The sequence below is a fragment of the Pseudomonas sp. D1HM genome (genome assembly GCF_019266105.1).
GTDB lineage: Bacteria > Pseudomonadota > Gammaproteobacteria > Pseudomonadales > Pseudomonadaceae > Aquipseudomonas > Aquipseudomonas taetrolens.
The window spans coordinates 206,443-216,907 of record NZ_LRMN01000025.1 but is presented as its reverse complement, the minus strand read 5'-3'; the positions used below and the strand labels follow the sequence as shown (position 1 = coordinate 216,907).

General features: G+C 60.4%; 10 protein-coding genes. 3 read left to right on the top strand and 7 right to left on the bottom strand.

Annotated features, from left to right (window positions below; all coding sequences use genetic code 11):
* Positions 1-325 precede the first annotated feature (325 nt).
* A complete protein-coding gene (locus AWM69_RS21695; protein WP_048380360.1) occupies positions 326-1,042 on the top strand; it encodes a FadR/GntR family transcriptional regulator in 717 nt (238 codons plus the stop codon).
* A gap of 104 nt (positions 1,043-1,146) precedes the next feature.
* Here AWM69_RS21695 and pepN read toward each other — a convergent pair whose 3' ends face one another.
* The 6 genes from pepN to AWM69_RS21665 form a co-directional block, all read right to left on the bottom strand.
* Positions 1,147-3,804 (bottom strand): aminopeptidase N, encoded by a 2,658-nt coding sequence (gene pepN / locus AWM69_RS21690; protein ID WP_218728424.1) that lies wholly within the window; start codon positions 3,802-3,804, stop codon positions 1,147-1,149.
* 12 nt (positions 3,805-3,816) lie between these two features.
* Positions 3,817-4,647: a DUF2797 domain-containing protein gene (locus AWM69_RS21685; protein ID WP_131654085.1), complete on the bottom strand. Its 831-nt coding sequence runs from the start codon at positions 4,645-4,647 to the stop codon at positions 3,817-3,819.
* Positions 4,644-4,904: a YeaC family protein gene (locus AWM69_RS21680; RefSeq protein WP_131654086.1), complete on the bottom strand. Its 261-nt coding sequence runs from the start codon at positions 4,902-4,904 to the stop codon at positions 4,644-4,646. Before AWM69_RS21680 ends, AWM69_RS21685 begins: the two co-directional genes overlap by 4 nt.
* Before the next feature lie 76 nt (positions 4,905-4,980).
* Complete coding sequence (locus AWM69_RS21675; RefSeq protein ID WP_218728422.1) at positions 4,981-5,853, bottom strand: rhomboid family intramembrane serine protease; 873 nt, start codon at positions 5,851-5,853, stop codon at positions 4,981-4,983.
* The gene (locus tag AWM69_RS21670) at positions 5,850-6,821 is read right to left on the bottom strand and encodes a metallophosphoesterase (protein WP_048380368.1); all 972 of its coding nucleotides are present in this window, start codon (positions 6,819-6,821) and stop codon (positions 5,850-5,852) included. Before AWM69_RS21670 ends, AWM69_RS21675 begins: the two co-directional genes overlap by 4 nt.
* Positions 6,821-7,711: an NAD(+) kinase gene (locus tag AWM69_RS21665; RefSeq protein WP_048380370.1), complete on the bottom strand. Its 891-nt coding sequence runs from the start codon at positions 7,709-7,711 to the stop codon at positions 6,821-6,823. The genes AWM69_RS21670 and AWM69_RS21665 overlap by 1 nt, the downstream gene beginning before the upstream one ends.
* Positions 7,712-7,814: 103 nt before the next feature.
* Here AWM69_RS21665 and AWM69_RS21660 point away from each other — a divergent pair, with 103 nt between their 5' ends.
* Together AWM69_RS21660 and AWM69_RS21655 are read left to right on the top strand one after the other, a co-directional pair.
* Positions 7,815-8,768, top strand: coding sequence for a DUF1853 family protein (locus AWM69_RS21660; RefSeq protein ID WP_218728420.1), 954 nt, complete (start codon positions 7,815-7,817; stop codon positions 8,766-8,768).
* Between the two features lie 107 nt (positions 8,769-8,875).
* Entirely contained in the window at positions 8,876-9,424 is a 549-nt protein-coding gene (locus tag AWM69_RS21655) for a cytochrome b (protein ID WP_131654090.1), read from the top strand.
* Here AWM69_RS21655 and AWM69_RS21650 read toward each other — a convergent pair.
* Positions 9,421-10,344 (bottom strand): 1-aminocyclopropane-1-carboxylate deaminase/D-cysteine desulfhydrase, encoded by a 924-nt coding sequence (locus AWM69_RS21650; protein WP_218728418.1) that lies wholly within the window; start codon positions 10,342-10,344, stop codon positions 9,421-9,423. The two genes, AWM69_RS21655 and AWM69_RS21650, sit on opposite strands and share 4 nt — an antisense overlap.
* Positions 10,345-10,465: the final 121 nt, after the last annotated feature.

The window sequence follows — 10,465 nt, the reverse complement described above, 5'->3', positions numbered from 1 at the left end:
GGCAAGGTGTTGTGAAACAGACGCTGAGTGTCGCTGGGATGGTCTTTGAAGCACTGAGTCATGGGCGGGCTCCAGGTCGAATGCCGCGACCCTAACAGCCCACACCCCGGTGTAGATCATCGCCAAAGAAATCCGGACGTGTCCTACCGATACCAGCCCGCAGTCCCGCAGAAAACAGCCGCACATCCTTCTACCGATCGGTTTATTTTCCTTTTAGCCACCTGTGGCGACGACGATAAAAGACGGGTGAAGCACTCTGCGCGTAAAACCCCCGCGGCCCCTGTTATGATCAGTGCTTTTCACTGACAGGATCGACCCGCGGCCAATGGATTATCGTCAGCCTTCCGAACGCAAGAGCATGCATGCGCGCATCGTCCAGGAACTCGGCATGCAGATCGTTTCCGGGCGTTTTAAACCCGATGACAAGCTGCCCGCCGAAGCGCTGCTGTGCGAAGAATATGCCGTCAGCCGCCCGGTGCTTCGCGAGGCCACGCGCGTATTGCTGGCCAAAGGGCTGGTGTACTCCAAGCCCCGTGTTGGCACGGTGGTCAAACCGCGCCGTGAATGGCACATGCTTGATCCGGACGTGCTGCACTGGCTGATGCAAAGCTCACCGCAAAACGAATTTTTTGCGCTGCTGACCAGCGTGCGCAGCATTATCGAACCCGCCGTGGCCGCCCTCGCCGCCCAGCATGCGACCGATGAGGACGTGGCGTCGATCCGTGAGGCCTATGAACGCATGGAGACGGCCACAACGCCCGAGGCCCTGTTACAGCCGGACCTGGATTTTCACAGCCGGATTGCCGACGCGACCCACAACGACCTCCTGGCCAACCTGTGCAACATGCTTTCGCTGGCTTTGCGCGAAGCCTTGAAACACTCCAATCGCCGTCCCAACCTGCACGAACTGGCCCTGCCCCGGCACAAGGCCATCTTGACGGCCATCGAAAATCACGACGCCCTCAGCGCCCGTCACGCCACGCTGGTGCAGCTTGATGACGCGCGCACGGCACTGGATACGGTGCTTAACCCTCAGCACTAGGCTGGCGCGGAGCTCGGCAGCGACGACACCCAAGCCCCGTAATGGAAGGCACAAAAAAGGCGCTAACCGATCACCCGGTTAGCGCCTTTTATTTGCCTGCGGGTTTACGCCAGGCTTTTGCTCACGACTTCAAACACGTCGCTGGACAATTCACCCGAGTTGCGGATGCGTTCCAGTTCGGCCTTCATCAGCGCCTGACGGGCGTTGTCATATTTGCGCCAGCGGGTCAGCGGTGCCAGTTGCCGCGAGGCAATCTGCGGGTTGAACCCGTTGAGTTCGATCACCAGATCAGCCAGGAAGCGATAGCCCGAACCGTCCGCCGCATGGAAGTTGATCAGGTTCTGCCCGGCAAAGGCCCCGACCAGTGCCCGCACCTTGTTCGGGTTCTTGATGTTGAAAGCCGGGTGCTGCATCAACTCCCGCACCCGCTGCAGTCCACCCGGCAAACCACTGGCCGCCTGCACGCTGAACCACTGATCCATGACCAGCGGGTTGTCCTTGAAGTGCTCGGCAAAGCTGGCCAGGGCCTTGGCCTTGTCTTCGGCAAATGGCGAGTTCACCAGCACTGCCAGCGCGGTCAGGCGCTCGGTCATGTTGTCGCTGTGTTCGAACTGTTCCAGCGTGGCCGCCAGCACCTGTGGCTGGCCGCTGAGCATCAGGTATGAGAGCGCGATATTTTGCAGGCTGCGACGGGCGAAATGCTCGGCGGCGGCCACATACGAAGTCACTCTGGAGATTTCGCGATTGGCCTGGTAGCGCGTCCACAGCCCGTCAAACAAGCTGTCGGCCAGTTGCTTGCGGGCAAACTCGCGCGCCGTGTGAATGGCCTCGACATCAGCCACTTCACTGATCTCAGTCAGGTAGGCTTCGCCCGGAAGCGAGAGCATTTCAGCCACCATCGCCTGATCCAGTTGCTGGTTGCCCAACACACTGCGCAAGGCCTCAACCAGTCGCTGATCCATGACCAGCGGCTCGCCGCGCTGGTGCTGGCCAATCAGTTCCTGCAGCACCTGCACCGACAGTTGCTGCCCGGCCTCCCAACGGTTGAAACCGTCAGTGTCGTGCTGCATCAAAAACATCAACTGGTCACGGCTGTAGGCAAAGCTCAGCTTCACCGGCGCCGAAAAGCCACGCAGCAATGAAGGCAACGGCTTTTCGGCCACGCCCACGAACGTGAACGTCTGCTCGGATTCAGTCACCGACAGCACGCGAGTGGTGCCGCTGGCGGCAGCTTCGTCCGCCAGTTGCAACGGGATTTCAGCCCCCTGGGCATTCAACAGGCCCACCTCGACAGGGATCACGAACGGCAGTTTTTCAACCTTGTCCGGTGTGGCCGGGCAGCTTTGAGCAAAGGTCAGGCTGTAGGTTTTCAGGGCCGCGTCATATTGCTCGCTGACCGCCAGCCGGGGCGTACCGGCCTGGCTGTACCAACGCTTGAACTGGGTCAGGTCAACGCCGTTGGCGTCTTCCATGGCCTTGATGAAGTCATCGCAGGTGACGGCCTGGCCGTCATGGCGCTCAAAATACAGGTCGCTGCCCTTGCGGAAGCCTTCGGCCCCCAGCAGGGTGTGGATCATGCGCACGACTTCAGAACCCTTTTCATAAACGGTCAGGGTGTAGAAGTTGGAGATTTCGATAAAGCTGTCTGGCCGCACTGCATGGGCCATGGGGCCGGCATCTTCGGCAAACTGGTGGGTACGCAGGAAGGCCACGTCCTCGATGCGTTTGACCGTGCGTGAGTTCATGTCGGCCGAGAATTCGGAGTCACGGAACACCGTGAAGCCTTCCTTGAGCGACAGCTGGAACCAGTCACGGCAGGTCACGCGGTTGCCCGACCAGTTGTGGAAGTATTCGTGGGCAACCACCGCCTCGACCCGCTGGTGCGCAGCGTCGGTGGCGGTTTCGGCGCGGGCCAGGACGCAACTGGAGTTGAAGATGTTGAGGCCCTTGTTCTCCATCGCGCCCATGTTGAAGTCGTTCACGGCCACGATCATGAAGATGTCCAGGTCGTATTCGCGACCGTAGACCTCTTCGTCCCAGCGCATCGACTTCTTCAGGCTGTTCATCGCGTGCTGGCACTTGTCGATGTTTTCCGGCTCGACATAAATACGCAGCGCCACGGTCCGATCGGTCATGGTGGTGAACGTGTCTTCGACGCACCACAGGTCGCCGGCCACCAGCGCAAACAGGTAAGCCGGTTTCATGAACGGGTCTTCCCAGGTGGCCCAGTGCCGCCCGTCTTCATCAGGACCACTGGCAATCGGGTTACCGTTGGACAGCAGGATCGGGTAGCGGTGCTGCTCGGCCACCACCGTGGTGGTGAATGTGCTCATCACGTCAGGACGATCGAGGTAATACGTGATTTTGCGGAAGCCTTCGGCTTCGCATTGAGTGCAGAACATCCCGCCGGACTTGTACAGGCCTTCCAGCGCGGTGTTGGATTCGGGGTGGATCTTGACGCTGGTATCGACCACGAACTGCGCAGTGGTCGGCTGCAGGACCAGGTGACTGTCCGTCAATTGATAGTCGCCTGGCACCAGGTCGGCATCATCGAGCTTGACCGAGAGCAGCTCCAGTTGCTGGCCATCCAGCTCCAGGGCCGGGAATCCAGCGCCACGGGCCGGATTGCGGCGCATCACCAGTTGCGCATGGACCAGCGTGTGGTCCTCGAACAACTCAAAGGTCAGGTGCGTCTCGTCGATCAGGTACTCGGGCGCCTGGTAGTCCTTCAGGTAGATCATTTGCGGTTGTTCGGTGCGCATGCTGGAGTCCTTTTACTGATGCACGGCCAATTGATAAGCCGTGTACTTGCGGATATTGATAACGCCGGTATCGAAGATCAAATACTGCCCCTTGATCCCCATCAGCGTGCCTTCAACGATCGGATTCTTGTCCAGATTAAAACTGACAATCTTGGTCGGGTAGCGTTCGACCGGATAACGAATCTCGACAGGCTCGACGTCCAGCAAGGGCTGGACGGCCTGCAGGCCGAAGCGCGCCTGCAACTCATTCATGCCTTCGGCGCAGCTCTCGAACAACTGGTCACGCACCGCCAGCAGGTCCACCGGCTCGGCATCGCCCTTGAGCAAGGCTCGCCAATTGGTCCGGTCGGCCACTTGAGTGCGCAACAGGTCTTCGACAAAACCCGATTGCTGGCGGGTGGCAACCCGCACGATCGGCAACGCCTGGCTCGCGCCCTGGTCGAGCCAGCGCGTCGGCAACTGGGTGGCACGGGTGATGCCGACCTTGACCCCGGACGAGTTGGCCAGATACACCACGTGATCGGTCATGCAGAACTGCTCGCCCCAGGATGGATCACGGCAGGTACCGGCGTCGTAATGGCAACGCTCCGGGCTCATGATGCAGACATCGCATTGCGCCAGCTTGGTCATGCACGGGTAGCAGTAACCCTGACTGAAGCTGGTTTTGGTCTTGCGCCCGCAGTGGGTGCAGTGAATCGCCCCCAGGTATTCCAGACGCAACGTGCTGCCGATCAACGGGTTGACCGGCACCTCGGTATCACCCAGACGAAACGCATATTGCACGGTCGGCGTTTCAAGGCTCGCCGACATTTTGCTGATTGCACCGCGACCAATTTCAATCAATGGATTGCATCCGACTTGAACAGAATATTGGGCACCGGTGCCGACTTGGAGCTGCACTCTTGAGGGCCCATGTAGCCGGTACGCTGGTCTTCGGGCAGGTTTTGCACTTCCCAGGCAATCATTGCCTGCAATGACAGCTCGCGCTGTTCGGCGGTGAGTTTGTTGCCATCGGCCCACTTGCCGATTTCGACCGCCAGTTTCAGGCTCTGGTAAATCTCGGGGGTGATGTTGTGAATCATTTCATTGAAAGAGGACATGGGTCTTTTCCACTCCTTAAAGAATAAACAAGCCTGTAGCCGCTGCCGCAGGCTGCGATGGGCAGCAGCTACAGCGTTAAGCCATCTGTTTGCGTCGCGCCCAAAGACCGCCGAGCAAACCGGTCAGGCATCCGATCAACAAGCCGCCGACATGGGCCGCGTTGGCGATCTGGCCAAAACCCATCATCGACACCAGCCCCGACATGCACAGCGCCAGCCAGACCAGCATCATCACCAGTACGCCGCGAGGCATGTGATACATCGGATTGGGTGCCATCCGCTGGTAAATCCAGACATGCCCAAGCAAGCCATACAACACCCCGGACAAGCCACCAAACAGGCTTGGGCCACCAAACAGGTACTGGGCCACGTTGGACACCACGCTGAACAACAGGCTCAGGCCAATCAGGTTGATGCTGCCCTGACGCATTTCAATGCGCCGCCCCAGTTCCCAATACCACATGCCATTCATGGCGATGTGCAAGAAACCGAAGTGAATCAGCATCGGCGTGAATAAGCGCCACCACTGCCCCGCGGCCAGGCTATCGGCCAGCGGCGTGAACTGGATGTACTCGCCGTGAATGCTGAAATCAAGGAACGTCAGCGCGCTGAGGGCAGGCAAGTTGTCACCCAGCTGCGTCAGCGCAGCGACAATCACGCACAGCAGCAAAATCGCAGCGGTTGCCGGACTGTCACGCAATTGCCGGGCGAAGCTCGGGCGGCCCATGGCCGGCGGGCGCTCGACGATGGGCAACGCATGATCGGGGTCGCCCACCGGGAAACGCTGATACAGGCTGCGCACATCGTCGGCAATGGTTTCGGGTGCCCACAGCACTTGCTCACCGGCTTCTTCGCTGACCCGATGCGGCACTTGCATGCGTTTAAGCAAACTCACAAACCCGCTCAGGTCGGTGGACAACGGCAAGCGTAAAACGGCGACGGCACTCATTGCACAGCCTCCGGACGCTCAACATCCACCCACACGAACTTGGCCGGATCGAGGCGTGTTTCCTGATCCAGGCGATAAGCAACCAGTTTGCCGTAGAGCACGGCACTGTAATCAAGACAGGCCAGGTTCGGCCGGATCGGTGCCGGCTGGCCGCTGCGCCAGTAATGGCCCACAAACAACAGCGGCTCATCACTGCCATAGCGCAGCAGCGCCCCTTTTTCAGTGGTTGATAACGGTTTTTTTGCAACGAGCTCAGGCAGAGCGTCAGGTTGGAACACGATATCTCCGTAGGTCTTGGGGTCATCTTCCCAGAACTTGGTGCGAAAAAACGCCCGGGTCAGGCCATCGCCACCGGTCAGGGTCATGCCGTCCGGCAGGCGCATGTCGGTGCCGCGCAACAAACGGTTGAAGGCCATGCTGGCAAAGCTTTCCGGTACCGCTGCGGCTTGCAGGAAAGGCCGGTCGATACAGCCATCGGGGTACTTCGCACGCAGTGCGGCGATCACATCGGCATCCCAGCAGGCGTGTACGACCCGAAAACGACCGGCGTCGACAAACAGCGGCATGTCATAAAACCACTGCACGAAGTCGTGCCAGTCGCCAGGGTACTGTGCGAACTGTTCAAGGGTCTCGTGGATCAGCCTGGCATGGCGCGGGGTGTGCTCACGCACGAAATGCTTGCCCGTGCCGGCCGGTGCCGGGGTACACCAGCCCAGCGCGTTGAATTCATGGTTGCCCATCAGGCACAGCGCCTGACCGGCTTGAACCATGTCGTAAACGATATGCAGCGCTTCGCGAATGCGCGGGCCACGATCAATGATGTCGCCCAGGAACACCGCCATCCGTTGCGGGTGTCGCCAGGTACCGGCGTGTTTGCGATAGCCCAGACGCTCCAGGAGGTGCTCAAGGGTATGAGCGCAACCATGCACGTCACCGATCAAATCGTAACTGCGCGCTGGATCGAGCATCAGTCAGCCCTACCGCCCAGTCGGCTACCCCAGCCAAGCTTGGTCCGACACACTTCATAGTAGTTGTGGTCCAGCGGGTGAATCAGGCGCAGCTTCTGCGCTTTTTTACTGACAGTGATGGTGTCGCCCGGCGCACAGGTGAAATGGTTCTGACCATCACACGACACTTGCGGGTAGATCTGCATGTCCTTGGCCACCACGATCTTCAGCTCGCTGTTGCCATCGACCACAATCGGCCGACTGCTGAGGGTATGCGGGTACATCGGGACGATGACGATCGCATCGAGTTTGGGGTGCATGATCGGCCCTCCGGCAGACATGGCATAGGCCGTGGAACCGGTCGGCGTGGCGACAATCAGGCCGTCGGCCTTTTGGCTGCACACGAACTGGCCGTCGATATGCAGCTCGAATTCGATCATCCGCGTGGATTTGCCTGGGTGCAACACCACGTCATTCAGGGCATCGCCCTGACCGATCGCTTCGCCATGGCGGCGAACCTCGGCCTGCAGCAAAAAGCGGTTTTCAACCAGGTAGTGGCCGTCCAGCACCTCGGCGACCTTGACTTCAAGTTCGTCCGGCCGGATATCGGTCAAAAAGCCCAGGCTGCCGCGGTTGATGCCCAGTACCGGAACATTGTGCCGCGCCAGTGCACGGGCAGCGCCCAGCAAACTGCCATCGCCGCCCACCACGATCACCATGTCGCAGACTTCACCGAGCATTTTTCGCGAAGAGGTTTGCAGGCCATGACCGGGCAAAACCTCGGCAATGGTGTCTTCAAGGATCACGTGCAGGTGTCGCCCAAGCAGGAATTTTTTCAGTCGGCGAACCGTGTCGAGCACCTGAGAACTGCCCAAACGACCAATGATGCCGATATTACGAAATTGCTCCATGAGGCTCCTGCGGGGTTATTGACAGGTGAAAACAACGATTATGGGCGAAAGACCACAATAGACAAAACCCTTTCAGCGCCTGACAAACAGCTATGCTCGCAGAATGATCCTCTTCCCCGACTTGCTTAACCTGCCCCGTCAATTGCGCCACCCCGAGGTGCGGGACCTGGCGTGGGTGATTCTGGCCCCGCCCATGCTCAGCCAGACGCCATGGCCTCAGCGCCACCCGCTGACCGGCAGCGACTGGGTGCGGGCCCCCGATCAACTGGAGCGTTGGCTGCGAGAGCTCGACCGCCACAGCGAACCGCTGCAGCAGTGGCTGGCATTGGCCACCACGCGGCGATTGGGGCGCTACTACGAACGGCTTTGGCAATTTGCCATCGACCAGGCGCCAGGTGTTGAGCTGCTGGCCGCCAACCTGCCAATCCGTGTGGGCGGCCATACGCTGGGTGAGCTGGACATGCTGCTGCGTGACCGTGACGGCGTGCATCACCTGGAACTGGCGATAAAACTCTATCTCGGCCCGCAAGACGCGGATGGCCACGATCCGGCGCACTGGCTCGGCCCCGGCAGCAATGACCGGCTCGACCGTAAGCTCAAGCATTTCACCCAGCATCAACTGCCCATGTCCAGCCGCCCGGAAAGCCGTGAGATTCTCGCGCAGATGGATGTCCGTCACTTCGATGCCCATCTGTGGCTCGGCGGCTACCTGCTGTATCCGTGGCCCGGCCATTCGCGGCCACCGCTCGGCGCTCACCCCGGTCACTTGCGGGGCCGCTGGCTGCATCAGCGGGACTGGCCGGCGTTCATTCGCCAGAGCGCCGCGGGTTGCTGGCAGCCCTTGCCCCGGCATGCCTGGCTTGCACCTGCGCACTCTGGCCCCGACGGGCTATGGTCTGAACAACAATTGCAGGTCTGGTTGTCAGAACTGCACCCCCAGGCGCCCGCCCAGCTGTTGGTGCGTCTGGCCGAAAATGGCGGCGGCGACTGGGAGGAAGCCGAGCGACTGTTCCTGGTTTCCGACCTTTGGCCCAAAGTCCCGGGCAACCCTGATTGAACTAAATCTGACTTGCCTCAGGAACGAAGTAACACAAGCCGATTAAAGTAAAGGTACTCCGTCGTACAAGAACGGAGGCTTACCGATGTGAACCGTGAGGAAAAGCCATGTCCTGGAAAAGCTCCGCCGACCGTTACAGCCGAATGTCCATTGCCTTGCACTGGTTCATGGTGCTGCTGTTCGTACTGATATATGCCTCGATCGAGTTTCGCGGAATATTCCCGAAAGACAGCGACGGTCGCAACCTGATGAAAGATGCGCACTTTATGCTCGGCCTGACCGTCTTCGCCCTGGTCTGGTTGCGGCTGCTGGCCCGTACCCTGGGCGCAGCACCGAACATCACCCCCGCCCCGCCGGCCTGGCAAACCGCTCTGGCAACGCTGATGCACTGGGCGCTGTATGTATTCATGATCGGCATGCCGCTGCTGGGCTATCTGATCCTTAGCTACAACGACAAATCGGTGTTCTTCTACGGCTTCGACCTGCCCGCTTTAACCGTCAAGGACCCGGAGTTCGCCAAACAGATCAAAAGCTGGCACGAACTGGGCGGGACCATCGGCTATTGGCTGATCGGCTTGCACGCGGTGGCTGGCCTGGCGCATCACTATGTGATCAAGGACAACACCCTGCTGCGCATGCTGCCCAAGCGCGGCTAGGTTTTTGCTGCAAACCCCCGGCGGCCTTGCAAGCCGCCGGTGTGGACAAAAACCAGACGTTTGCCACGCTCAATGACGCCTTCTGCGACCGCCTGCTTGAGCGCCATCAGCGCCTTGCCGGTGTACAACGGCTCCAGCGGCACACCTGCCGCCTGCTCGCTGACCTGAATGAACGCCAGCAACGCCTCGTCAACCCGGGCGAAACCACCGCGACTGGCCTCGATCAAGTCAAAGGCCGCCGAGGCGCTCCCCGCCTGTTGCAGAATGGCCTCGACCTGCGGCGCCACCCCATGATCCTGAGGCACCGCCAGTGCACCATATACCGGGCGCTCACCGGCTTCGGCCAGCACCAGGCCAGCCAGCGTCGTGCCGGTACCGGCGGCCAGCCACCAGCCGTCGTAGTCATCCCAGCCCACAGCGTCCAGTTGCTCGCGCACCAGACTCACCAGCGGCCTGCACCCCAGGGCACCCGCAAGGCTGCCGCCACCTTCAGGCACCGGGTACAACTGCGGGTACAGGGCTTGCCACGGCGTCCAGAAGCCCGGCTCGTGACGTGCCCGATAGCCGCCAAACCCCAGCCAGTGCAGCTGCATGCCAAAGCGTTGCAAGTCCTCAGTGGTCGGGGTTTGCTGCGCATGCCCGCGCAACAGCCCCACCGTAGTGAAACCAAAACGCTTGCCGGCGGCTGCCAGCGCATGCAGATGATTGGAGTGAGCCCCGCCCAGGCTGATCACCCCGTCAGCGCCGGCGGCATGCGCCGCACGCAAGTGTTCGGTGAGTTTGAACCACTTGTTGCCGCTGATCAGCGGATCGATCAGGTCAAGGCGCAGCACGGCAACCTCAACCCCGGCCTGTTGCAGCCAGTTCACGTGCAAACGCTGCAAGGGCGCATGGGGCCGCCAGTCAATCAAGGGCAACATCGGGATCGCTTCCGCTGAAAAGAACAGAGTCTACAACAGCCCGTGGCCTGCGCAGCCCGTCGAGTTTCATGTTCAGAACGGCCTTTATGCCCACTCCGCCCCAAGCTTATTGGTAAGGTGT

What these genes read in the sequence shown, in the direction of transcription:
- pepN (WP_218728424.1), bottom strand. Translation starts at nt 3,804, where the DNA reads ATGCGCACCGAACAACCGCAAATGATCTACCTGAAGGACTACCAGGCG.
- AWM69_RS21660 (WP_218728420.1), top strand. Translation starts at nt 7,815, where the DNA reads ATGATCCTCTTCCCCGACTTGCTTAACCTGCCCCGTCAATTGCGCCAC.
- AWM69_RS21670 (WP_048380368.1), bottom strand. Translation starts at nt 6,821, where the DNA reads ATGCTCGATCCAGCGCGCAGTTACGATTTGATCGGTGACGTGCATGGT.
- AWM69_RS21665 (WP_048380370.1), bottom strand. Translation starts at nt 7,711, where the DNA reads ATGGAGCAATTTCGTAATATCGGCATCATTGGTCGTTTGGGCAGTTCT.
- AWM69_RS21650 (WP_218728418.1), bottom strand. Translation starts at nt 10,344, where the DNA reads ATGTTGCCCTTGATTGACTGGCGGCCCCATGCGCCCTTGCAGCGTTTG.
- AWM69_RS21655 (WP_131654090.1), top strand. Translation starts at nt 8,876, where the DNA reads ATGTCCTGGAAAAGCTCCGCCGACCGTTACAGCCGAATGTCCATTGCC.
- AWM69_RS21695 (WP_048380360.1), top strand. Translation starts at nt 326, where the DNA reads ATGGATTATCGTCAGCCTTCCGAACGCAAGAGCATGCATGCGCGCATC.
- AWM69_RS21675 (WP_218728422.1), bottom strand. Translation starts at nt 5,853, where the DNA reads ATGAGTGCCGTCGCCGTTTTACGCTTGCCGTTGTCCACCGACCTGAGC.
- AWM69_RS21680 (WP_131654086.1), bottom strand. Translation starts at nt 4,904, where the DNA reads ATGTCCTCTTTCAATGAAATGATTCACAACATCACCCCCGAGATTTAC.